Origin of the sequence: Ferrovibrio terrae (genome assembly GCF_943372915.1) — a bacterium.
GTDB classification, from domain to species: Bacteria; Pseudomonadota; Alphaproteobacteria; order Ferrovibrionales; family Ferrovibrionaceae; genus Ferrovibrio; species Ferrovibrio terrae_A.
This window is the reverse complement of record NZ_CALSAN010000004.1, coordinates 132454-155668: the sequence shown is the minus strand read 5'-3', so window position 1 is coordinate 155668 and position 23215 is coordinate 132454. Positions and strand designations below refer to the sequence as shown.

Annotated in this window: 26 protein-coding genes; 7 read left to right on the top strand and 19 right to left on the bottom strand. The window is 61.8% G+C overall.

The window, feature by feature from the left end; translation table 11 throughout:
* Nucleotides 1-184 precede the first annotated feature (184 nt).
* From yajC to AAG821_RS04510, 4 genes are all read left to right on the top strand, one after another.
* Entirely contained in the window at nucleotides 185-535 is a 351-nt protein-coding gene (gene yajC, locus AAG821_RS04525; RefSeq protein WP_341910465.1) for a preprotein translocase subunit YajC, read from the top strand.
* An 83-nt stretch (nucleotides 536-618) separates the two neighbouring features.
* On the top strand, nucleotides 619-2229 hold the full coding sequence (gene secD, locus AAG821_RS04520) for a protein translocase subunit SecD (protein WP_341910466.1): 1611 nt from the start codon (nucleotides 619-621) through the stop codon (nucleotides 2227-2229).
* A 10-nt stretch (nucleotides 2230-2239) separates the two neighbouring features.
* Complete coding sequence (gene secF / locus AAG821_RS04515; protein WP_341910467.1) at nucleotides 2240-3196, top strand: protein translocase subunit SecF; 957 nt, start codon at nucleotides 2240-2242, stop codon at nucleotides 3194-3196.
* 20 nt (nucleotides 3197-3216) lie between these two features.
* Nucleotides 3217-3591: an Mth938-like domain-containing protein gene (locus AAG821_RS04510; protein ID WP_341894339.1), complete on the top strand. Its 375-nt coding sequence runs from the start codon at nucleotides 3217-3219 to the stop codon at nucleotides 3589-3591.
* 73 nt (nucleotides 3592-3664) lie between these two features.
* Here AAG821_RS04510 and AAG821_RS04505 read toward each other — a convergent pair whose 3' ends face one another.
* Nucleotides 3665-4243, bottom strand: a complete 579-nt coding sequence (locus tag AAG821_RS04505; protein WP_341894337.1) for a urate hydroxylase PuuD — start codon at nucleotides 4241-4243, stop codon at nucleotides 3665-3667.
* Between the two features lie 220 nt (nucleotides 4244-4463).
* Here AAG821_RS04505 and AAG821_RS04500 point away from each other — a divergent pair, with 220 nt between their 5' ends.
* Complete coding sequence (locus tag AAG821_RS04500) at nucleotides 4464-5291, top strand: squalene/phytoene synthase family protein (protein ID WP_341910468.1); 828 nt, start codon at nucleotides 4464-4466, stop codon at nucleotides 5289-5291.
* Here AAG821_RS04500 and trmFO read toward each other — a convergent pair.
* The 4 genes from trmFO to uvrA are packed head-to-tail and all read right to left on the bottom strand — an operon-like array spanning nucleotide 5288 to nucleotide 10558.
* On the bottom strand, nucleotides 5288-6646 hold the full coding sequence (gene trmFO / locus AAG821_RS04495; RefSeq protein ID WP_341910469.1) for a methylenetetrahydrofolate--tRNA-(uracil(54)-C(5))-methyltransferase (FADH(2)-oxidizing) TrmFO: 1359 nt from the start codon (nucleotides 6644-6646) through the stop codon (nucleotides 5288-5290). The two genes, AAG821_RS04500 and trmFO, sit on opposite strands and share 4 nt — an antisense overlap.
* On the bottom strand, nucleotides 6633-7217 hold the full coding sequence (locus tag AAG821_RS04490; RefSeq protein WP_341910470.1) for a regulatory protein RecX: 585 nt from the start codon (nucleotides 7215-7217) through the stop codon (nucleotides 6633-6635). The genes trmFO and AAG821_RS04490 overlap by 14 nt, the downstream gene beginning before the upstream one ends.
* 14 nt (nucleotides 7218-7231) lie before the next feature.
* A complete protein-coding gene (locus tag AAG821_RS04485) occupies nucleotides 7232-7645 on the bottom strand; it encodes a heme-binding protein (protein WP_341910471.1) in 414 nt (137 codons plus the stop codon).
* Nucleotides 7646-7669: 24 nt separating this feature from the next.
* Nucleotides 7670-10558, bottom strand: coding sequence for an excinuclease ABC subunit UvrA (uvrA, locus tag AAG821_RS04480; protein WP_341910472.1), 2889 nt, complete (start codon nucleotides 10556-10558; stop codon nucleotides 7670-7672).
* A gap of 111 nt (nucleotides 10559-10669) precedes the next feature.
* On the opposite strand from uvrA, the gene ssb reads away from it, so the two are divergent.
* Nucleotides 10670-11164: a single-stranded DNA-binding protein gene (gene ssb / locus AAG821_RS04475; protein ID WP_341910473.1), complete on the top strand. Its 495-nt coding sequence runs from the start codon at nucleotides 10670-10672 to the stop codon at nucleotides 11162-11164.
* 75 nt (nucleotides 11165-11239) lie between these two features.
* On the opposite strand, the gene AAG821_RS04470 is transcribed toward ssb, so the two are convergent.
* Entirely contained in the window at nucleotides 11240-12226 is a 987-nt protein-coding gene (locus AAG821_RS04470; protein WP_341910474.1) for a tripartite tricarboxylate transporter substrate-binding protein, read from the bottom strand.
* Nucleotides 12223-12939, bottom strand: a complete 717-nt coding sequence (locus AAG821_RS04465) for a DJ-1/PfpI family protein (RefSeq protein ID WP_341910475.1) — start codon at nucleotides 12937-12939, stop codon at nucleotides 12223-12225. Before AAG821_RS04465 ends, AAG821_RS04470 begins: the two co-directional genes overlap by 4 nt.
* 82 nt (nucleotides 12940-13021) lie before the next feature.
* Between AAG821_RS04465 and AAG821_RS04460 the strand changes: the two genes are divergently transcribed.
* The gene (locus AAG821_RS04460) at nucleotides 13022-14002 is read left to right on the top strand and encodes a helix-turn-helix domain-containing protein (RefSeq protein ID WP_341910476.1); all 981 of its coding nucleotides are present in this window, start codon (nucleotides 13022-13024) and stop codon (nucleotides 14000-14002) included.
* On the opposite strand, the gene AAG821_RS04455 is transcribed toward AAG821_RS04460, so the two are convergent.
* The 12 genes from AAG821_RS04455 to AAG821_RS04400 form a co-directional block, all read right to left on the bottom strand.
* Entirely contained in the window at nucleotides 13976-14386 is a 411-nt protein-coding gene (locus AAG821_RS04455; RefSeq protein WP_341910477.1) for a hypothetical protein, read from the bottom strand. The two genes, AAG821_RS04460 and AAG821_RS04455, sit on opposite strands and share 27 nt — an antisense overlap.
* 5 nt (nucleotides 14387-14391) lie before the next feature.
* Nucleotides 14392-14706, bottom strand: coding sequence for a hypothetical protein (locus AAG821_RS04450; protein ID WP_341910478.1), 315 nt, complete (start codon nucleotides 14704-14706; stop codon nucleotides 14392-14394).
* A 45-nt stretch (nucleotides 14707-14751) separates the two neighbouring features.
* Nucleotides 14752-15009 (bottom strand): CsbD family protein, encoded by a 258-nt coding sequence (locus AAG821_RS04445; RefSeq protein WP_341910479.1) that lies wholly within the window; start codon nucleotides 15007-15009, stop codon nucleotides 14752-14754.
* A 101-nt stretch (nucleotides 15010-15110) separates the two neighbouring features.
* A complete protein-coding gene (locus AAG821_RS04440) occupies nucleotides 15111-15347 on the bottom strand; it encodes a CsbD family protein (protein WP_341910612.1) in 237 nt (78 codons plus the stop codon).
* 288 nt (nucleotides 15348-15635) lie between these two features.
* Nucleotides 15636-16460, bottom strand: a complete 825-nt coding sequence (gene mazG / locus AAG821_RS04435; RefSeq protein ID WP_341910480.1) for a nucleoside triphosphate pyrophosphohydrolase — start codon at nucleotides 16458-16460, stop codon at nucleotides 15636-15638.
* A 50-nt stretch (nucleotides 16461-16510) separates the two neighbouring features.
* Nucleotides 16511-17302 (bottom strand): SDR family oxidoreductase, encoded by a 792-nt coding sequence (locus AAG821_RS04430; RefSeq protein WP_341910481.1) that lies wholly within the window; start codon nucleotides 17300-17302, stop codon nucleotides 16511-16513.
* Nucleotides 17292-17969 carry an iron-containing redox enzyme family protein gene (locus AAG821_RS04425; RefSeq protein WP_341910482.1) on the bottom strand — a complete coding sequence of 226 codons (678 nt, stop codon included), beginning with the start codon at nucleotides 17967-17969 and terminating at the stop codon, nucleotides 17292-17294. The genes AAG821_RS04430 and AAG821_RS04425 overlap by 11 nt, the downstream gene beginning before the upstream one ends.
* Complete coding sequence (locus AAG821_RS04420; RefSeq protein ID WP_341910483.1) at nucleotides 17956-19443, bottom strand: AMP-binding protein; 1488 nt, start codon at nucleotides 19441-19443, stop codon at nucleotides 17956-17958. Before AAG821_RS04420 ends, AAG821_RS04425 begins: the two co-directional genes overlap by 14 nt.
* On the bottom strand, nucleotides 19440-20039 hold the full coding sequence (locus tag AAG821_RS04415) for a thermostable hemolysin (RefSeq protein ID WP_341910484.1): 600 nt from the start codon (nucleotides 20037-20039) through the stop codon (nucleotides 19440-19442). Before AAG821_RS04415 ends, AAG821_RS04420 begins: the two co-directional genes overlap by 4 nt.
* A gap of 80 nt (nucleotides 20040-20119) precedes the next feature.
* A complete protein-coding gene (locus tag AAG821_RS04410) occupies nucleotides 20120-21427 on the bottom strand; it encodes an ATP-binding protein (RefSeq protein ID WP_341910485.1) in 1308 nt (435 codons plus the stop codon).
* A gap of 77 nt (nucleotides 21428-21504) precedes the next feature.
* Nucleotides 21505-22185, bottom strand: a complete 681-nt coding sequence (locus AAG821_RS04405) for a response regulator (protein WP_341910486.1) — start codon at nucleotides 22183-22185, stop codon at nucleotides 21505-21507.
* A 27-nt stretch (nucleotides 22186-22212) separates the two neighbouring features.
* A complete protein-coding gene (locus tag AAG821_RS04400; protein WP_341910487.1) occupies nucleotides 22213-22869 on the bottom strand; it encodes a DUF6134 family protein in 657 nt (218 codons plus the stop codon).
* Nucleotides 22870-23215: the final 346 nt, after the last annotated feature.

The window sequence follows — 23215 nt, the reverse complement described above, 5'->3', positions numbered from 1 at the left end:
CCCGGCTATCCCCGCGGGTCTGCATCACCCGTGCAGATGATTGATCCTGCTCGATTTTTCCTCACACGCGGCCTGGAGTTGCGCGCCCCCGATGCTTGCAATTGGGGCATCCCCGGCTATAGTCCCGCTCTCGCGCCGCGCGGCCTGCCGTCGCAGCGGCCAATCATCGACAGGGAGCTATTTCATGCTGATTTCTGAGGCCTATGCGCAGGCGACCGGTGGCACCACCGACATGCTGACCTCGCTGCTGCCGCTGGTCCTGATTTTCGTCGTTTTCTATTTCCTGCTGATCCGTCCGCAGCAGAAGAAGATGAAGGAACATAAGGCCATGATCGAAGCCGTGCGTCGTGGCGACATCGTCACCACAGCTGGCGGCATCATCGGCAAGATCATCAAGGTTCAGGAAGACGGCATCCTGCAGATCGAGATCGCCGATGGCGTTAAGGTCAAGGTGCTGAAGGGCACCATCGGCGAAGTCCGCTCGAAGGGCGGCGATGTCGATGACGAAGACAAGGCCGAAGCCAAGGCCAGCTGATCGTCAGGGGACGACAGCCTATGACTGCGGGCGGCGCCATCATGACGCCGCCCGTTTTGACTGCCTGAAGATGTGATACGCCGATGATGTATTTTGCGCCCTGGAAGATTGCGCTGATCGCGCTGGCCTGCCTGGTCAGTGTGGTCTTCAGCATTCCAAGCTTCTTCCCAGCAGCGACCGTTGCGACCTGGCCCAACTGGCTGCCCAAGCGCCAGATCAGCCTGGGCCTCGATCTGCGCGGCGGCGCGCATCTGCTGTTCGAAGTGGATACGTCGGTTGTGCTGCGCGAACGGCTGGAAGCGCTGGTTGAAGGCGCGCGCAACGAAATGCGCACCGCCCGCATCGGCTATACCAATCTCGGTGTGTCCGGCACCAACAGCGTCACGCTGCGTCTGCGCGATCCGGCCCAGGCCGAACAGGCCCGCCAGCTGCTGGTCAAGCTGGCCCTGCCGGTGCAGAGCACTGCAGGCCTCGGTTTCGGCAGCGCCCAGACCGATATGGATGTGACGGCCACGCCCGATGGCCAGTTGCGCATGACACTGTCGGAAGCTGCGTTGCAGGAGCGCGCGCGCAATGCCGTGACGCAGTCCATCGAGATCGTGCGGCGCCGTATCGACCAGACCGGTGTGGCCGAGCCGACCATCCAGCGTCAGGGCAATACGCATATTCTGGTTCAGCTGCCGGGCATCGATAATCCGCAGCGCATGATCGATCTGGTCGGCACCACCGCGAAGCTGACGTTCCGGATGGTGGATACCGGCGCCGATCCGAACGCGCCGGCACCGCCGGGCTCCGAAATTCTCGAAGGCGAGAGCAATGGCCGCGGCAAGGAGCGCTATGTCGTCAAGCGCAAGGTTGAGGTTGCGGGTGAGAATCTGGTTGATGCCCAGGCCGGCTACGACCAGCGCAGCGGCCAGCCGATTGTGAATTTCCGCTTCGACACCGCCGGCGGCAAGCGCTTCGCCGACATCACCCAGCAGGCAGTGGGCCAGCCCTTTGCCATCGTGCTCGACAACAAGGTGCTGAGTGCCCCGGTGATCCGCGAGCCCATCCTTGGCGGCTCGGGCCAGATCAGCGGCAATTTCACCGTCACGGGCGCCAATGATCTTGCCGTGCTGCTGCGTGCCGGCGCCCTGCCGGCACCGCTCAAGGTGGTCGAACAGCGCACTGTCGGTCCCGATCTGGGCGAGGATTCGATCCGCGCCGGTCTGATCTCGATTGCCGTCGCCGCCGTCCTGGTGGTGCTCTACATGGTGTTGGCTTATGGCCTGTTCGGCCTGTTCGCCGATGTGGCGCTGCTAGTCAACCTGGTGATGACGCTGGCGGCCATGTCGCTGCTACAGGCAACACTGACCCTGCCGGGCATCGCCGGCCTGCTGCTGACGCTCGGCATGTCGGTGGATGCCAACGTGCTGATCAACGAACGCATCCGTGAAGAGACCAAGCTGGGCAAGTCGCCGATGGCAGCCATGTCGGCCGGCTTCAGCCGTGCCTTCAGCACCATCTTCGATGCCAATGTCACGACGCTGATCAAGATGGCGCTGCTGTATTCGCTGGGCTCTGGCACGGTGAAAGGTTTTGCCGTCACCATCTCGATCGGCATTCTCACCTCGATGTTCACCGCTACCGTACTGGTCCGCCTGATGATGGTGACCTGGCTGCGGCAGCGCCGGCCGACCCTGCTGCCGGTGTAAGGAGACGGGCATGTACAAGCTCCGCCTGATTCCCGATAACACAGCCTATCCCTTCATGAAGGGTCGCGTGATCGGCCTCGCCATGTCGGCTTTCCTGTCTGTCGTGTCGGTGATCCTGTTCTTCTATCCGGGCCTGAATTACGGCATCGACTTCAAGGGCGGCATCGTGATCGAAGCCCGCCTGCAGCAGCCGGCCGATTTCCCGGCCTTGCGCAGCCTGATCGGCAACCTCAATCTCGGCCATTCGGCGTTGCAGCAGTTTGGCGGCCCGAATGACGTGCTGATCCGCCTGGAGCGGCAGGGTACTGAAGACAGCGCCGCCCAGGTGGCCGCTGACAAGGTGCGCGGCGCCCTGACCCAGGCTTATCCCGGCACCGAAATCCGCCGCGTTGAAGCCGTGGGTGCCTCGGTATCCGAAGGCCTGTTCCGCGATGGCATGCTGGCCATGGGCCTCGCCCTGCTGGCCATGCTGGTCTACATCTGGTTCCGTTTTGAATGGCAGTTCGGCATCGGTGCCATTGCCACACTGGTGCTCGATGTCACCAAAACCGTCGGCTTCTATGTCATCACTGACATCCAGTTCAACCTGGTCGCCATTGCCGCCGTGCTGACGGTGATGGGCTTTTCGGTCAACGACAAGGTGGTGGTGTACGACCGCGTGCGCGAGAACCTGCGCAAGTACAAAACCCTGCCGCTGCGCGAGCTGATCGACAAGAGCATCAACGAAACCCTGAACCGCACGGTCAACACCTCGCTGACGGTGTTTCTGTCGACCATTCCGCTGGCGTTGTTCGGCGGCGAGGCGGTGCGCGAATTCGCCCTGGTGCTGCTGTTCGGTATCGTGCTGGCGACCTCGTCCTCGATCTTCATCGCAGCGCCGATCCTGCTGTTCCTGGGCGAAAACCGCCTGCGTCGCGGCCAGCCGTCCGAGCAGGCCGAAGCCAAGGCGGCGGCCCAGCGCCCGTAAGCCAACCGGGGAGCGGGAACATGGACCTGCTGCCGCGCATTCCGACGGATCGCCAGTCGATCAATGCCTATGGCGACGGCGGCTTCCGCATCACCGGCAAGCACTGGACTGAGTCCGTGCTGGTGTTTCCCGGGCAGACGATGCCTTGGGGCCTTGCCGATATCGCGGCACTGACAGCGCAATCCCTGGAGCCGGTCTTCACCATGGACCCGGCGGTCGAGCTGCTGCTGATCGGCTGCGGCCCCAGCATGGTCTTCATCAACAAGGCGCTGCGTGCCGAGATCCGGGCACGCGGCCTGATCATCGAGGCGCTGGACACCGGCGCCGCCTGTCGCACCTATAACCTGCTGATGGGCGAGGGGCGCCGCGTTGCCGCCGCGCTGATCCCGGTCTAGCGCTACAGGCTTTCAGGCAAAGAAAAAGGGCGGCCCGTGAAGGCCGCCCTCATTCATTCTGATGGAGGACGCCTTACCAGGCGCCGCCATTCTGCTGCGCGACCATGCAATAGAGCATCGGGATCGACAGCATGAAGTTGGTGCGCGAGCCCAGCATGGCGACACGCGCCGCCTTGGCCTTGCTGGCGTCGTCGGTCGGCACGATGCCCAGCGCCTTCTTCTGGTTCGGCCAGATCACGAACCAGACATTGGCCGCCATGAACAGGCCGAGATACATGCCGATACCGATGGTGCGGCTGCCTTCCTGCATGGCGAAAGCCTGGTGGCCATAGCCGTTGAGGATCGACAGGACCAGGCCGGTGATCACGGTGGCCAGTGCCGACCAGCGGAACCAGAACAGTGCCTCGGGGGCGATGAACTTGCCCACGGCGGGCTTCAGCTCGGCCGGGATCTTCGGCATGGTCGGAATCTGCACGAAGTTGAAGTACCAGAGCAGGCCGATCCACAGGATGCCGGACAGCACATGCAGCCAGCGGAAGAAGAAGCTGACGAAGGCAGCATCAAAGCTGCGGTGGACAAGGAAAAAGACGACCAGCGCCAGAACGACGCCGGCGCCAAGCGCCTTGTAGAGGTTTTCGAGAATCTTTGCCATGATGCTGGTCCTTGTTGTTCCTGTTCAGGGTCTGCCCGGTAAAGGGGTGTGTTGCTGGTTCACAGGACGGCGCTCGATGAAGCCCCTGTGCATGGAACATGGGGCAGGGGAAGGACGAATCGATCACCGTGTCTATGTGCAACACCCTGATTCGCAGTCGTGAGGCTACCATAAATCATGGTGTCGACAAGCAATCTTCCCCGATTGACGGGCCTTCTGCATGACCGACTCGCCGGCTGAACACTGCGGCCGCGATCTGCAGCGGCTTGATCCGGATCGCTGGCTGAGTGCGTTGTTCGCACCGGATGCCCGGCGTCCCGCCCTGTTCGCGCTCTACGCGTTCAACAGTGAGATCGCGCGGGCGCGTGAAAGCGTCAGCCAGCCAATGATCGGCCAGATCCGCCTGCAATGGTGGCGCGAGGCCTGGGAGGGCATCAGGGCCGGCTCGCCACGCCAGCATCCGGTGGTGCTGGCGCTCAATGAGCATTGCCGGGATCTCGACATGGATACCGTGTTCGCCCTGATCGATGCGCGTGAACGCGACATGGAGGAGCAGCCTTTCGCGAACCTGCCGGCCCTGAAGGCCTATGCCGAGGCAACATCCGTTCCACTGATGAAACTGGCCGTGCAGTGTCTCGGTTCAACGGCGGATGAGGCGATGCTGCGTGCCGCCGGCACGGCCTATGCCCTGACCGGCATCCTGCGTGCCATGCCGCATCTGCTGATGCGACAACGCGTGATGCTGCCGGCTGATCTGCTGGCGGCACAGGGCCTGACACCGGAAGCCATTTATCAGACCGAGTGCGGGCCCGCGATACGCCCGGCCATGATGGCCGTGGCCGCTGAAGCCGCGGAGCTGTTGCAGGCGGCGCGCCGGTACAGGACCGCGCGGGCAGCCTTGCCTGCCGTGCTGCCGGCGGCGCTGGTCGGCCTGTATCTCAGGGCGCTGAAGCACAGCGATTATGATCCGCTGGTGGCTGAAACGCGCGTCACGCCGCTGGCACGGCAGATGCGCCTGCTCTGGGCCTCTCTGCGCGGCCGGATCTAGGCTGCAGCCGCCGGAACTGCGCCACCGAGCCAGCCGGCGAGATCGGCAAGGGCACGACGGGAAAGCGCACGCTTGCGATCTTCCTTGCGCACATCGGCGGCGGGCGGCGGGAACAGACCGAAATTCACGTTCATTGGCTGGAAGTGTTTGGCATCGGCACCGCCGGTGATGTGGCTGTGCAGCGCGCCCAGTGCCGTGGTCGGCGGCGGTGGTGCCTGCTCATGGCCCAGGCGTTGCGCTGCGGCCATGCGGCCCGCGATCAGCCCGATCGCCGTGCTTTCAACATAGCCTTCCACGCCGGTAACCTGGCCGGCAAAGCGCAGGCTGGGCATCGCCTTGAGCCGCAGCTGGGTATCGAGCAGCTTTGGGCTGTTCAAGAAGGTATTGCGATGGATGCCGCCGAGGCGGGCGAATTGCGCGTTTTCCAGACCGGGAATCATGCGGAAGATGCGGGTCTGTTCGCCATGCTTCATCTTGGTCTGGAAGCCGACCATGTTGAACAGGGTGCCAAGCTTGTTGTCCTGGCGCAGCTGCACCACAGCATAGGGCTTGCGGCCGGTTTTCGGATCGGTCAGGCCGACCGGTTTCATCGGGCCGAAGGTGAGGGTGCGCGCACCGCGCTCGGCCATCACCTCGATCGGCAGGCAGCCCTCGAAATAGGGCGTGTTCTTTTCCCATTCCTTGAATTCGGTTTTTTCCGCCGCCAGCAGGGCGGCATGGAATTCGAGGTAGTTGGGTTTCTCGAACGGGCAGTTGATGTAATCGGCGCCATCGCCAGCCGGCCCCACCTTGTCGTAGCGCGACTGGAACCAGGCCTTGTCCATGTCGATGCTGTCGCGATGCACGATGGGCGCGATGGCATCGAAGAAGGCGAGGCTCTGTTCGCCGGTGAGCGTGAGGATGGCTTCGGCCAGCGGTGGCGAGGTGAGCGGGCCGGTGGCAACCACAACACTGCCCCACGCGGCCGGCGGCAGGCCGGCGATTTCCTCGCGGCGCAGGGTGATCAGCGGCTCGGCCTCGATGGCTTTCTGCACTTCGCCGGAAAAAACATCGCGGTCGACAGCCAGTGCGCCGCCGGCCGGCACTTTGGCCACTTCGGCTGCACGCATGATCAGGGAATTGCAGCGCCGCAGTTCTTCATGCAGTAAGCCGACGGCGTTGCTCTCGGCATCGTCGGAGCGGAAGGAATTCGAGCAGACCAACTCGGCCAGGCCTTCCCCATTATGCGCATCGGTCTTGCGCACCGGTCGCATCTCATGCAGCACCACAGGAACGCCCATGCGGGCGATCTGCCAGGCCGCTTCCGATCCGGCGAGGCCGCCGCCAATCACGTGAACAGGTTCAGTCTGCGTCATGGATCATCTCCTCAAGCGCGGCGACGCTGTCGGCGCTCAAAATCTTTATTGCAATGGCCTGGCTGAAGCCCCGGCGCGCCAGGGCACCGAGGTCTTTCTGCCGCATGTCGCGCCGCTCTTGCGGATCGCTGCGATACGGCCCCAGTTTACGTTTCCGCGCGAAGGCCGCCGCCGCCGGCAGGTCGGACACCGGGGCATCGCTCTCGGCTTCCAGCCGCTCCAGCGCTGCGGCGACATCGTCCTTGCCGACGCCCTTTATGGCAAGCGTCTGACGGATACGGCCAAGCGCCTTGCCCTCCGCATAGAGACGCCGGACCTTGCTTTCGGCATAGGCCTTGTCGTCCAACAGCTTGCTGCGCTGCAGCTTTGCGATCAGCTCGGCAACCCAGCCGGCGGCTTCTTCCTTGGTCGGCGCGCCATGTTCCCGGATCGAGGTGCTGATCTTGCGATCCAGCACCCGGCGGAGGTTACCCGCTGAACTGCTGTAGCGTTCGAGGTAGAACAACGCCGCCTTTTCCAGATATCCCGGCGTGATCTTTTTCGGGACTTTTCTCTGGCGGCCGCCGGTCATGGCGAGGGAATGCGTCAGACGCCCAGCTTGGCGATGCCAGCCAGAGCGATCACGGAATCGTCGCTCGACTTCACGCCTGACACGCCAACCGCACCGATGCAGACACCATCGACGATGATCGGCTCGCCGCCTTCCAGCAGCACCATGTCGCTGACGGCGGCAGCGGTCAGAAAGGCCGTGCGGCCATTGCCGATCACCTCTTCCAGGCCCTTGGTCGGCTTGCGCGCATAGGCGGCCGCCTTGGCCTTGCCCTGGCTGATATAGGTCGACTGGGTCGGCGCACCGTCCAGGCGCTGGAAATGCAGCAGATGGCCGCCATCGTCGGTGATGGCGATGCTGACCTTCCAGTCGTTTTTCTTGGCCTCTGCCTCGGCACCGGCGGCAATGGCCTGCACGTCAGCGAGCGTCAGGGCTTTACGCGTAATCATCGATAGCGATCCTTCTCTGCGTGGTTATTCAGCCGCATCGCGGCGTGATTTCTTGGCCGGCGGCTCGCTGCGCTGCGCGGCCGGTTTTAGATATTCTTTCAGGTACTGGCCAGTATAGCTGTCCTTGACCTTGGCGACATCCTCCGGCGTGCCCTGCGCCACCACCCGGCCACCGCCACTGCCGCCTTCCGGGCCCATGTCGACGATCCAGTCTGCGGTCTTGATGACCTCCAGATTATGCTCGATCACGATCATGGTGTTGCCGGAATCGACCAGCTCATGCAGCACCTCCAGCAGCTTGCGCACATCCTCGAAATGCAGGCCGGTGGTCGGCTCGTCGAGAATGTAGAGTGTGCGGCCGGTGGCGCGCTTGGACAGTTCCTTGGCCAGCTTGACGCGTTGCGCCTCGCCACCCGACAGTGTGGTGGCTGACTGGCCGATCTTGATATAGCCCAGACCGACGCGGTTCAGGGTTTCCAGCTTCTCGCGGATGGTCGGCACCGCCTTAAAGAATTCGGCACCGTCCTCCACCGTCATGTCCAGCACATCGGCAATCGACTTGTCGCGATAGTGGATTTCCAGCGTTTCGCGGTTATAGCGTTTCCCTTTACAGACGTCACACTGCACATAGACGTCGGGCAGGAAGTGCATCTCGATCTTGATCAGGCCGTCGCCCTGGCAGGCCTCGCAGCGACCACCCTTGACGTTGAAGGAGAAGCGGCCGGGCGCATAGCCACGGGTCTTGGCTTCCGGCAGGCCGGCAAACCAGTCGCGGATCGGGCCGAAGGCGCCGGTATAGGTGGCGGGGTTCGAGCGCGGCGTGCGGCCAATCGGCGACTGGTCGATATCCACGATCTTGTCGAGCCACTCCAGCCCTTCGATCCGCTCATGCGCGCCGGGCAGTTCTCGGCTGTTGTTCAGCTTGCGCGACAGTGCCTTGTATAGGGTCTCGATGGTCAGCGTTGATTTGCCGCCACCCGATACGCCGGTCACGCAAGTGAACAGGCCGAGCGGGAATTCCACCGTGACATTCTGCAGGTTGTTGGCCTTGGCACCGACCACCCTGAGCTGCTTGTTGCTGACGCGCTTGCGCCGCTGCTTGGGAATCATCACCGAGCGGGCGCCGGTCAGATACTGGCCAGTGACCGACTTCTTGGAGGCCATGATATCGGCGGGCGTACCCTCGGCGATGATCTCGCCGCCATGCACACCAGCCGCCGGGCCCATGTCGATCACGTAATCCGCCTGCCTGATCGCTTCCTCGTCATGCTCGACCACCAGCACGGTGTTGCCGATGTCGCGCAGATGCACGAGCGTCTCCAGCAGCTTGGCATTGTCGCGCTGATGCAGGCCAATGGAGGGTTCGTCCAGCACATACAGCACGCCGGTCAGGCCGGAGCCGATTTGCGAGGCCAGCCGGATACGCTGGCTTTCGCCACCCGACAACGTACCAGACGAGCGCGACATCGACAGGTAATCGAGGCCGACATTGACCAGGAAACCAAGCCGGTCGTTGATCTCTTTCAGGATGCGCGCCGCGATATCCTTTTCCTTGGGCTTGAGCTTCTTGGTCAGGTCCAGGAACCACTGGCGGGCTTCGAGGATGGAGAATTCGCAGGTCTGGCCGATATGCAGGCCGCCGACCTTCACCGCCATGGCCTCGGCCTTCAGGCGGTAGCCGTTGCAGGTTTCGCAGGCGGTGGCTGACTGGTAGCGCGACAGCTCCTCGCGGATCATGTCGGACTCGGTCTCGCGCCAGCGGCGCTCCAGATTCGGCAGCACGCCCTCGAAAGGCCGCTTCACCGTATAGGTGCGCATGCCATCGTCGTAGCTGATCGGCACCACATCCTCGCCCGAACCATGCAGGATGGCGTTGCGGGTCTTGGCCGGCAGCTCCTTCCATTTGGTGTTCAGCGAGAATTTGTAGAACTTGGCCAGCCCTTCCAGGGTCTGCAGGTAGTAGGGCGAGGGCGTGGCGGCGCGCGACCATGGCACGATGGCGCCTTCCTTCAGCGACACGCCTTCCTCCGGCACCACCATGGCGGCATCGAAATACATCTTCGAGCCCAGGCCGTCGCAGGTGGGGCAGGCGCCATGCGGGCTGTTGAACGAGAACAGCCGCGGCTCGATCTCTTCAATGGTGAAACCCGAGACCGGGCAGGCGAACTTGGCCGAGAAGATCGTGCGCTCGTCCTTGTCGGCATTCTCGGCAAAGGCGATGCCGTCGGCGAGGTTGAGTGCGGTTTCGATGGAATCCGCCAGTCGGGTCTGGATGCCGTCGCGCACCACCACGCGATCGACCACCACTTCGATATCGTGTTTCAGTTTCTTGTTCAGCGCCGGCACTTCGGCGATCTCATGCAGCTTGCCGTCGACCTTGACGCGCTGGAAGCCGCGCTTCTGCAGATCCTGCAGCTCCTTGCGGTATTCGCCCTTGCGGCCGCGCACAATGGGCGCCAGCACCAGCAGGCGGGTGCCATCCGGCATCGCCATCACGCGGTCCACCATCTGGCTGACCGTCTGGCTTTCGATCGGCAGGCCGGTGGCGGGCGAGTAGGGTACGCCGATACGGGCAAACAGCAGGCGCAGGTAATCGTAGATCTCGGTGACCGTGCCGACCGTAGAGCGCGGATTCTTCGAGGTGGTCTTCTGCTCGATGGAGATCGCCGGGCTCAGGCCGTCGATGTGATCCACATCAGGCTTCTGCATCAGCTCAAGGAACTGGCGTGCATAGGCCGAGAGCGATTCGACATACCGCCGCTGGCCCTCCGCATAGATCGTATCGAAGGCGAGCGACGATTTGCCCGAGCCGGACAGGCCGGTCAGGACGACCAGCTTGTCGCGCGGGATGTCGACATCGACATTCTTCAGATTGTGCTCACGGGCACCGCGAACCGAGATGAACTTCTGCATGGGATAAACGCCGTATCTGGGGGGCCGATTATTGCGCTTTTCGGGCCGGGCTTTCATTATACGCCCGACTCATGGTACAAGATCACTTCGTGAACGGATAGGGGTTAAGATATGGCTGGCAGCGTCAACAAGGTGATCCTGGTCGGTAATCTAGGGCGTGACCCCGAAATCCGCAGCATGCAATCGGGCGAAGAGATTGCCCAGCTGTCCCTGGCGACCTCGGAAACCTGGCGCGACAAGGCCTCGGGCGAGCGCAAGGAGCGCACCGAATGGCATAGAGTGGTGATTTTCAACGAGAATTTGGTGAAAGTCGCCAAGCAGTACCTGAAAAAGGGCTCCAAGGTCTATATCGAGGGTTCGCTGCAGACCCGCAAGTGGACCGACAAGGACGGCGCCGAGAAATATACCACCGAGGTGGTACTGCAGCGCTTCCGCGGCGAACTGACCATGCTGGACGGTCGTGAAGGCGGCGGCGGTGGCGGCGGCTTCAGCAGCGGCGGCGACGATTACGGCAGCGCTCCGCCGTCTGGCGGCGGTGGCCGGTCTGGCGGCGGTGGTGGTTCGGCCCCGCGTCGCGACGACATGGACGACGAAATTCCGTTCTGAGCCCCTCCGGGCTCTGGGACAGCAACAAGGCGCAGCCCGCAAGCTGCGCCTTTTTTCATGGCATGGCCGGGGCCGTCATTCGGCGAACTGCCCCGACTGTTCGATGATCGGCGTCCAGCGCGCCGTTTCGGCGGCCAGATGGGCTTTCAGCACCTCGGCGGCCTTTGGCGTTGCATCGATCGGCATGGTGCCCAGCTCGGCAAATCGCTGCACCACGGTCGGATCCTTCAGCGCGACGCTCAGCGCCGCGACCAGACGCTCGACAATGGGGGCGGGCGTATTCTTCGGCGCGAACATCGCATTCCAGTTGGTCATCGCCAGCGTGGGAACCCCGGCTTCAGCCACCGTCGGTGTATCGGGAATGGCGGGCAGGCGCTGGGTACCGGTCACCGCATAGGCCTTCAGGGCGCCGGCACGGATCTGGCCCGTGGCGTTGCTGGCCACATCGCAGATCGCGTCAATCTCGCCGCTCAGCAGGGCCGCCATCGCCGGGCCGGTGCCGCGATAGGGGATCGTCGTCACCTGAGTGCCGATCTCTTTCTGGAACAGAACGCTGCACAGATGCGACGCCGCGCCGATGCCGGCATGACCCAGATTGAACTTGCTGCCCTGGCTGCGCGCATAGGCCAGGAATTCCTTGAGATTGGTTGGTGGCGCGTTGGGCTTGGCGACGAAGGCCATCGGCCCGTCATTCACCAGGGCAACCGGCGTGAGATCCTTGATCGGATCGTAACTGAGCTTGCCGCGATACAGTGCCGGCGTCGTTGCCGTGCCGATGTGATACATCAGCAGGGTATAACCATCGGGTGTCGAACGGGCGACGCGACCCGCGCCGATGGAGCCGCCGGCACCCGATGCATTCTCGATGATGATCGGCTGCCCCAGGGTGTTCGTCAGCGCGACGCCCAACACCCGTGTCGATACATCCAGCGGCCCGCCGGCGGCAAATGGCACGACCACAGTGATCGGCCGCGACGGATATTTGTCCTGGGCCAGCGCAGCACTGCAAAGGCCGAAGACTGCAAGCGCGGTTAGAATGATTCGGTTTCTTGTCTGGGTCATATTTTTTCTGCCTCTCTGTTTTGGTTTCTGTGCATTGCCGCGACAGCCTTATCCACCATGGCTTCGCGCTCCTTGCGGCGCGCCGCACCGGCCTCAAGCACGGCGGCAACAATTGCGTGCGGAGAGGTAAACGGCGTGCCGCCCGGAAACGGGGGGGCGGGGTCATATTCGATGGAGAGCTGAATCTTCTGTGCGGTTTCAGCGCCCATGATCTCGGCGACCACTTTCAGCGCCATGTCGATCCCGGATGTCACGCCGCCAGATGTGAAGTATTTGCCGTCGACCACCATGCGGTCATGCACCGGGATGGCACCAAAGCGGCTGAGCAGATCGCGCGCCTGCCAATGCGCGCCGGCGCGGCGACCATTCAGCAAGCCCGCTGCAGCAAGCAGCATTGAACCGGTGCAGATGCCGAAGACGTAGCGTGCCGCGTCGGCCTGTTGCTTCACGAAGGCGACCCAGGCGGGATCGATCATGGCGTGATCAATGCCGGTACCACCGGGGATGACGAGGAGATCGGCGGGCTCGGCCGCAGCGCGCGTCATGGTCGGCATGATGCGCAGGCCGCGATCCGTGCGTACCGGCTGCAAATCGGCAGAGATGATTTCGATACGCCAGCCGGGTACACGCGATAACACCTCATAGGGGCCTGTCATATCCAGCTGCACCATGTCCGGTACAAGCAAAACATTTACCAGAAAATTCTTCGTCATTGTCAATCCTCGACTGCTGTGTTCAGGCATGCTAGCAATTTAGGCAGTGGCACAAATGACAAAGAGCGAGCAAATCCTGCCAATGCTGAAAATAGGTATCATTGTTTTTGATGGCGTGCAGATTCTCGACGTCGCCGGGCCATTGCAGGCACTGACAACAGCGAATGAAGAACTGGCAAAGCCGCGCTATGCCGTGCAGTTGCTGAGCCGGACCGGCGGCAATGTCCGCACCGCCTCGGGGGTTTCGCTGTCCACGCAACGATTGAACAAGGCCGTGAAGCTGGACACGCTGATCGTGCCCGGCGGACCCGGTGTCTATGAGGCCCGGCAATCCGCAACACTGGTCGCGGCCGTGCGCAATCTGGCGCGACGCGCCAGGCGGCAATGCGGTGTCTGCACCGGTGCGTTTCTGTTGGCGGAAACCGGACTGCTGGATGGCCGCCGCGTGGTGACGCATTGGCGCGCCTGCCGCCGGCTGGCGGAGGAGTATCCCGCACTCAAAGTGGAGGAAGATCCGATCTACCTGCGCGATGGATCATACTGGACCACGGCGGGTGTTACGGCCGGGATCGACATGGTTCTGGCCCTGATTGAATCCGATAACGGCGCCGAGGTGGCGCTCAAGGTGGCGCGTCGTCTGGTCGTTTATATGAAGCGGCCGGGTGATCAGCGTCAGTTCAGCGAACCGCTGAGCCTGCAAACGAGCGAAGGTGCGAAGACCTACAGCAAACTGCTGGATGCCATCGCCAACCGTCCGGCGGCGCGCTGGCACATCGAGGATATGGCGGCAGTGGCGGGGCAGAGTGTGCGTACCTTCCATCGCCAGTTCCGGCGGGCCACGGGTGCGACGCCGGCTGAAGTGGTGGAGCGCATTCGGTGTGAACGGGCACAGGTGCTGCTGCAAAGCACCGGCCTGTCGATCGCGCGTGTCGGCAGCAAGGCCGGCTTTGACAGTGAAAGCAGCATGCGCCGCGCCCTGAAGCGGCTGTATGGCTTTACGCCGGTACAGCTGCGACAGGTGGGCGCGCGAAAGGGATCAGCGTTTCAGAAGCGACGTCAGTAATACACCGAGACCCACGGCGACCCCGACGCTGGCCAGCGGATGCTTGCGTGCCAGTGGCTCGATCTCACGGCGGATTTTATCAATCTCGTCCTGCAGGCCATGGCTCGGCCAGTAGGTCCAGACCAGGGCCGCAGCAATCCCGAGAATGATAATGACACCGAGCAGCGTACCGGCAGCTGCGGTCGCTGCCCAATGCGGTGCCATGGTGACGCCGTAGGCCAGAAACAGCGCCCAGCCGAACAGGATACAGCTGGCCGACAGCACGGCGAATGCAACGACGCCGAGGGCGGCAACGACCAACATGCGCTGCCGTTGCCGTTTCGATGCCGCTGCCTGCAACCCGCTCAGCAACAAGCCGGGCAACAGGGTCGCCAGACTGCTCATCTTGGCTACTTGCGCAGCAGAAGGGTGATCAGGGCGCCGGCTGCAAAGGCTGCCAGCAGACTGCCGGCCGGATGCTCCTGCACGGTTTCCTCGATGCGGTCGATCGCCTCACGGCCGCGATCCTTCAGATCGCCGCCCAGTTCTACGATCCGGTTCTGCAGCTGGGTCAGCTCGGCCTCGGCCAGTGCTGTACCATCTTTCTTGGCGCGACCGATCAGGGCGGTGATCTCGCTGCCGATATCGACAACCTGGCCGCGCAGCTCGGCAAGCTCGGCTTCAGGCGACGGGGTGCGGCGACGGGTACGGGTGGCGGTTGCCATGCTGAAACTCCTGTTTTGGTTTTTCTGTTCAGTCGCGATGTGGGCTTAGTGTCTGGACTTGGTCGTGGCGACCTCGTTCATCCAGGCGGCAACCTGACGTTCGGCCTGGTCGGTGATAATGCCGTAGCGTTCCTGAATCTTGCCCACGAGCAGCTCGCGGCGGCCGGCAATGACATCGACATCGCTGTCGGTGAGTTCACCCCAGCGTTCGCGGGCCTTGCCGGCGAACTGCTTCCAGTTGCCGGCGATGCGGTCCCAGGATGGCAGGGCAGCTTTCACATTGGCTTCGAGACGGTCTTTCATGACAGGCCTCCTTTCATGACAGGTTCCGTGAGCGGGAATGGACATCAGGGGTGGCTGGAAAAAGCGGGCAGCCAGTTGGCAGCTGCCCGCTTTGAGTCGCGTTAGCGGGCGGACTGGCTCTTCTGCCATTCGTCCACCTGCTTCTCGGCTTCGTTCTTGGCGATGCCGTAGCGTTCCTGAATCTTGCCGACCAGCTCCTGACGCTTGCCGTTGATCACGGTGACATCGTCATCGGTCAGCTTGCCCCAGCGTTGCTTTACCTTGCCGGCGAGCTGGTTCCAGTTGCCTTCAACCTGGTCCCAGGTCCCGTTGCTGGCGGCATAGACGGCCGGCGGCATGGCAGCGGCGGACAGGGCGAGGGCGGAAACGGCGGCGATTGCGATCTTGCGCATGGTGAAATCCTCCTGTGACGGTGATGGCCCCGATTTCGGAAGGGCGGGTACCAAACCTTTTGCGGCTGCGAAAAGTTCCCATACGGATTGCACGGATGCAGCCACGGGCACGGGCAAGTGCTTGATTCAGCAAAGCCCGCCTATGCCATGTAGGGGGGCTGGCATGGCCATACCGGGGTCATCGAGGGGCGATTGTGTGGCGGCGGCCGTTGGGTACAGCCGGAAAGAAACGGATTACGTCTTCTTTTCCATTGCCTTAGCGGCATTCCAGGCGACATCCATCGTCATCAGATCGCAATCGGCCAGGTCTTTACCCTGCGCTTTAAGAATGGCTTCCATCTGGCTGAAGCGACGTTCAAATTTTCTATTTGCTGCCCGCATGGCTGCTTCAGGATCGAGTTTCAAGTGGCGCGCCAGATTGGCCACCACAAACAGGAAGTCGCCGAATTCTTCCTCGATCCTGGCAGATGTGCCGGCTTGGATTTCAGCTTCAAGCTCACCCAGTTCTTCGCGAATCTTCTCTAGGACAGGCGCTTTATCAGGCCAGTCGAAGCCGACCCGGGCAGCACGGTTCTGCAGCTTCACGGCGCGCAACAAGGCCGGCAGTCCGGCAGTCACGCCGGCGAGTACCGGCGACAGCCCCTGGTCGGCCAGGGCTTCGGCCTTGGCGGCTCGCTCGGCGGCCTTGATGGTTTCCCAGTTGTTGGAGACAGCATCGGCATGCTTGGCGTCCACATCGCCGAACACATGCGGATGCCGGCGGATCATCTTGTCGGCGATGCCGGCGGCCACGTCTGGGAAGGCGAAGTGGCCGGCTTCCTCGGCCATGCGCGCATGAAACACCACCTGCAGCAGCAGGTCGCCGAGTTCATCCTTCAGCCCGGCAATGTCCTTGCGGGCAATGGCATCCTCGACCTCGTAGGCTTCCTCGATCGTATAGGGCGCGATGGTCTCAAAAGATTGTTCCAGATCCCAGGGGCAGCCGCCATCGGGATCACGCAGCCGCGCCATGATGCGCAGCAGTTCAGCCAGGCTGGAAAGATCGTGGGGAGCGGTCATGCAGGCCTCGGGAATCAATAGCCCAGCATGCCGCAAACACTTCGTTCATGTCATCGTGAAACGGGGCCAGTCCGTAACTTCCTGGCCTTGCTGATCAGGGCGATGTCGACCAGCCGCGGTAGCAGCCGCTGGATTGCCACAAACAGGCGCTCCGCGCCCGCGGCATAGACCGTCGCAGCTTCCCTCTCAACCGCCGACACGATCTGATGGGCCACAGCCTCGGGCCGGTCGAGCGACATGCCATAGGGCGCGATCAGGGCCTGAAAACCGTCGGCAGCGCCGGTGCGGGTCGCACGTGGGGCCGCATATGTGACGCCAATGCGATCTGCCGCCAATTCACGGCGAATGGCGTCTGAGAAGCCGCGCAGTGCAAATTTGGTTGCACAATAAGCGGCAAAATGTGGATGACCGATATCGCCAAATATTGAGCCGATATTGACGATGCGTGGTCGATCCGAACGACGCAGAACCCGCAGCAGGTCTCGGGTCAGGGCAATCGGGGCAACGACATTTGTCATCACGGCGTTCTGCAGTTCAGAATCCGTCAGGTTGGAGAGCAGGCCACTGGGGACCAGGCCCGCGTTATTGACCAGGATATCAAGCTGACCACGGGCCGTACAGATTTGCACAATTGCCTCACGGCCATGGGCCGACGTGATATCCGCGACGCAGGTTTTCGCCGGCAGTGCAGCAGGCAGCAGGCTGGCTGTCTCTGCCAGTTTTTCGGCGTTACGCCCGATCAGGATTGGAATGGCGCCGCGCCGGGCAAACTCGATCGCCAATGCCCGGCCAATCCCGCTGCCCGCGCCCGTAATGGCAACGCTGCGCCCTTCAAGCAGCATGAGCGACCTCGACAAAGCGCTGATCGATGCCACGGAAAATATCACCATAGAGGCGATAGACAATTTTTGCCGTTTCGATGATTGCCTGTTCTGCTGCCGGATCGGAAATGCCGTTCACCAGGTTACGGAAAAAGGCCACGTGCTCCTGGTCCAGGGCGCCATGGGAGCGCAAATAGGAAAAGCCCTGCCCATCGGGTAGTCCCAGCGCGGCCTGCAGCTTTCCTGCTGCCGCCGCAGCAAGCGCTGCCGACATGCCTTCAAGAACATGCACCATGCCAAGCATGGCATATGGACTGATATGCTCGATGGCATAATAGACATACGCAACCATCATGCGGCAGGGCAGGTCGCCTTGGCCGTGGCGAACGGATCTTGCATCCCCACCCAGTGCCTCGATATCGTTCAGTATCCATTCTTCGTGGCCACGTTCCTCACTGATATATTCCAGCAGGGCAGAAAGGTATGCGGCGTCGTGATCGCCGCATCGCGCTGCCGCCGTGGCAAGCAGACGGCAGGTGTGGCGCACATGATGATAGGCCTCGCCCAGAAACGCCGTATACATCGGCGCGGAGACCCCTTCGCTCAATGCGCGCTGAATAACCGGAGTGGCAATAAAGCCGTCACGTTCCGGGCGCGTTTCCAGCATAAGGCGATCATAGAACTGCATGTCGGGTCTCCGTTTCATCGTCAAAAATGTCAAATTTTTCTGCATAGCGCTTGGCGATATCGCCGCGCCGCGGCTTGCCGTTCGGGGTCAGGAGCCCGCTCTCCGCTAGTTCCGTGGCCGACAACAGGCGCAGGTGTCGCGGGACGGCATAGCCGGGTGCAGCGCTGACCAGTTGTGTTATCAGCCTCCGCAATGCCGCAGGCGTTGCCGATCGAGACCACGCCAGTCCAAGCACTGAAGGTTCAAGCAGAGCGGCAAGAGTCCCGTCTGCAGCAGGCAATACGACGGCGCGTGCGATGCGCGGATCGGCAACCAGCATGGTTTCGATCCATTCCGGGGAAATGTTGCGTCCATTGGCCGTGACAATCAGGTTATCCTTGCGGCCTGCGATCTGCAGGTAGCCGTCGCTGTCCAGCGCACCGATATCGCCCGTGTGCCACATGCCATCGCTCGGTCCATCGGTGCGATTGAGGTAGCCATCCGCAACCGACATGCTGGAAACTACGATTTCACCATCGGCCATGATGCTGACATTGCTTCCAGGCAGCGGGCGGCCAACTGTAGCCGATCGACGCATGCCCGGCGCATTGACGGCGACCACAGATCCGCATTCGGTCAGGCCATAGCCTTCGTGCACCGGTATACCGAGTTCCCAGGCCCGCTCAGCCAGGGCGTCCGGTATGGCAGCCCCTCCGGTCGCGACAAAGCGCAGACTGTCAGGGATTGAAACGCGGCCCACCGCGGCGACCATGGTCCAGGCCTGCAGCAATTGAGGCACCAGCACCAGTGTGGTGGGACGGTGGCGTTCCACGGCTTCGCCCAATTGCACGGCAACCTCTGCGCCGGATGCAGCCACAATCTGTGGCTCTATGATGCATGAACCGCCCGCCAGAATTGGCAGGTAGATTCCACAGATCGCCTCCAGGAGAAGTGAAAACGGAAGCACAGAGAGGTGTCGATCGCGATGATCGGCCTTGGTCACCTGCATCAGCGCGGCGCTTGAATTGCAAATCTGCCCCGCACCAAGGATGACACCCTTCGGTGTGCCGGTAGAACCTGATGTGTAAACGATTCGACGACCCGACATGGCATTGGCTTCGGCCGCCATTTCCTGCCGGCCGATGGGCATCTGGCGAATGCCTACGGCGCCAAGGCGGTTCTGCGAAGCGGGGTCTGTCAGAATCACATCAACGGATGCATCCCGGACAATATGTTCAAGCTGCTGATCGGAGAAAAAATGTGGCAGTGGCACAATCGTTTTCCCCGCCCTCCATCCGGCGAGGTCGGCCACCAGCCATTCAACACTGCTCGGTGCCAACAGGCCGATCGTATCCGGAAGGGCAGACATCGTCGCGGCCAGTCCGGCCACACGACGCGCCAGCTGCCTGAAATCAATATCCCCGGCCGGATCAGTGAAGGCTGTGTGACGGCTTTCTGCCGCATGGCCGTGCAGGGCCAGCAGAACATCGCTCATGACGCCAGCGCTTCCCTGTATTGTGGCTCGGCACTGGATGGCAGCCGTGATGTGAGCAAGCGCTGGCGGGCAGCCTGACCGTCCACTGCGCAAACGCGTGGATCGTGATCATAGTAACTGCCCCAGGCCGCTGCGTTGGCAATGTTACCGGGCAGGGCAGGGCCCAGATCGATGAGCGGAATGCCCAGTCGCTGGGCGAGGCGACGCAGTCGATCGGTGGCGGTAAAAATTCCCCAGTGATATCCGGAACCCAGGCCGATATGGGCGAAGCCGATCAGCAGCGTCAGCAGGGCTCCGGGCCGGATCGCGGCAAGCGGGCCGAGTTCGACCACCTGATCGCGTGAAACCGGTTCGCCAATCTGTGTTGCGATCACGGATTGTGCGGGCTGAGTGAGATACTGTTCAGAGAAGAACTGACAGGTGTGGTCGCGGAAACCGGCGGTGCATTGCGGGCGCCCGGCTGCGTCGATGACGGCAACCATCAGGTCAGGGAAATGGGGGGAATCGGCACCGTATTCGCTGCGGTAAACGTCGCGCACCATGGTTTCGACTGCGGCCCGCAATCGGTCCTGTGGTGATATGATCTGAAGACGCATTCCAGCTCCTGTGATGGCCTGATGCGTCGTTTTGTAGTGCGGCCGGCTTACAGTGGCCTTACGCGGAAATTTATAAAGAATTACAGCGTCGATTTATCCAATTGCAGATGGAGCGTGAAAACCGCCCCGCCGTCGGTTGCATCATCCACGCTGACCCGACCGCCATGCGCGCGCATGGTTTCAGCAACGATGGCCAGGCCAAGGCCTGCACCGCCGCTGCGTTCACGTCCGCGCCAGAAGCGTTCAAATATCCGCTCACGGAGATCAATCGGAACGCCGGGACCGTAATCGCGGACTGCGAGGCTGCCATCCTCGCCAATCGACACGTCCACTTCAGTGCCGGGCGGCGTGTGGCTGATTGCATTCTCGATCAGGTTCCGCACCGCATCTTCCAACTGATGCTGCATCGCCAGCACCCTGACAGGGCCTGATGCCCGACGCAGAGCGATTGACTTATTCTGGGCAATGGCGAGCGGCGCCATCAATGCAACGACTGTTTCTCCAACCACATTGAGGTCGACGTCAGGCTCAAGAGCCGGAGTGGTATTTTCGAGTCTGGATACCAGCAGCAACTGGGACACCAGCCGGTTCATGCGCTCGATGTCGCTGGCGAGCTGCTGGGCCGTGGTGCTTTTTTCAAGCTGATCCAAACGGGCCGTGAGGAGGGCAAGCGGAGTGCGCAATTCATGAGCCGCATTGGCGGTGAAGCGCCGTTGTACTTCAAAGCCTTTCTCGAAACGATCCAGTGCGTTGTTGATCGCCTGGATCAGCGGCAGCATTTCGTCCGAGACTTCCGATGTCGGCAGGCGCAGACCTCGGGTCTCCGGGCGAATCATGCGCGCGCGGTCTGAGAGATCCTTGATTGGCCGCAGGCTGGTACGGATTGTCCATACCGAAAAGAGCAGGGTGCTGATCAGGATGATCGGCAGGGTCCATCCGATATGGCTGGCGAATTCTGTAAGCAGGGTATCGATGTAAACGTCGCTGTGAAGATGGCCTTGCGCCACAACAATGTGCAGGTCCGGGCGTCCTGCGAGGGTCTTTTGCAATACGTAATAGGGAGCGCCGGAGCCGTCGCCATTGATAAGCCGGAAGTAGGACTCCGGGCGCTGCAACTGCTCGGCTGATAGGATTGAGAATACGTCCCGCGCCTTATCCTCCGATGCGATCAGAATATTTCTTTTGTTGTCGATGACGGCGTAAAGATAACTGCTGCCGGACTGATCGTAAGCACGCTGAAGATTTTCAGGCAACCGAAGTGTCGGCGTGCCTCCTGTCAGCTGGATGTTCTCTGCAATCTGCTCGGCCTGGATCTGCAGGCTCACATCGTCCAGGTTGTCGATTGCCAGCCAGGTGTAATGGGCCATGACGCTTGCCAGCAGCAGCATCGACGCAAGCAGCACAAGTCCGAGCCGCAGGGCCAGGCGGCCTTGCAGAGTCCAGCCTTTGCGGTCGCTCTTGATGGTCAGGACGCAGTCCCTTCTGCCAGCAGATAGCCGACGCCGCGGATCGTGTGAATTTCACCTGAGAATTGGCAGCCGGCGAGTTTCTTGCGCAGACGATGCAGCAGCACTTCAAGGGAATTCGGCGTCACCTCGTCATCAAATCCGTATATACGCTCTTCCAGAATCGTCTTGGGGACAACGCGGCCGGCGCGACGCAGCAGATTTTCCAGCAGGGCAAGTTCACGTGGCGTCAACATCACCGGCTTTCCGCCGACGGTGAGCGAGCGGTCAGCCGTATTGAAACTGATATTGCCGGCTTCCAGAACCGTGCCCAGAATGCCGGCAGGACGGCGCAGCAATGCCTTGAGACGCGCAATCAGTTCCGGCATGGCAAACGGCTTGAGCAGGTAATCATCCGCGCCGGAATTCAGCCCGGAAACCCGATCGTCGACGCCATCGCGCGCCGTGAGGACAAGCACGGGTGTCGCGTCCCGGCGCTGCCGCAGGTCTTGCAGCACGGTAATGCCATCGGCATCTGGGAGACCAAGATCGAGAACGATGACATCATACTGCGTCGTGCTGAGCGCGGCCTGAGCATCTTCGGCCGTGCCCGTCGCATCCACAGTAAAGCCAGCGCGCACCAAACTTTGCTGCACCAATTCGCGCAGCCGCTCCTCATCCTCGATCAACAGCAGACGCATGCGGTGCTTCCTGCGTCTGCGGCACGGCTAGCGGCGGATATATTCGATGTCAGAGCCATCCTTGGCCTTGAAACGCACTTTGACCAGAACATTATGCTCATCATACCAGAGTTCACGCTGCAGATCGCCTGTAATGGCATAATGCCGGGCAGGGACCGGACGCCCGGCCACCGGAATGTTTTCGCTGCCCAGGTCGGAAACCGCAATCGCCATGCTGCTGCCGTCCAGGGTATTCAGGATCGCGGACTGACGCAGAATGCCTTCATGCCACAGGCTGGCGGGAATGCGCAGCGGGCGATCTACGACAGGGTTGCCATCGGCCAGAACGGCCAGAGCCGGACCGGCTGCCGTCACATTCAGGGCGTGCGACGTGCCATCATCGTTGGTCTTGGACCACAGCCGGGTCAGCCGGTCGCCATGCCAGACTTCGTGGCCCTCATGCTCAAACCGGTAGACCGGGATGAAGGCGACCTTGACCAGAACCTTGGTGGCGATATCGATCTGCAGGTCATCCGGGGTTCGCCGGAACAGCATCTCATGACTGCCAACCTCGCTGCCATTGCGAAGGATGGTGAAGTTGAGCTGACCACCCGGCGGCGGCGCAGCGAAGGCCTGGCTGCCAGCCAATGCCATCAGAAGCGCGACCAGGATGTGTCGAGAGTGAAACAGCAGCTTCGTCGTCATGTGATCCTCGGAGGTGATGATAATTGTCGAGGATGGACGAGGCGCCTTACGGCCAACTGACACGCGGCGAGGGTTTCGGAAGATCCATCAATTTATTTGAAACTAGGTCATTTCGGAAATTCGTTGCATGCTAACAATCTGTAAATATTCAACTAAATCCATTTCTCACATGTTTGCTGTAGCGTTCTGTTGAGCCTTATCAGTGTTTCGTTTTACGCCCTGATCATCCCCGCTTGCGCCCCTCAAGATTCTTTTTTCAGCATCGCGTAGAGGTTGTAGCCAAGCCCCGTTAAAGTGGTTGCGGGGCAACTTGGTATATATCAGGAAGAGCGTCGCCATTCGGGGA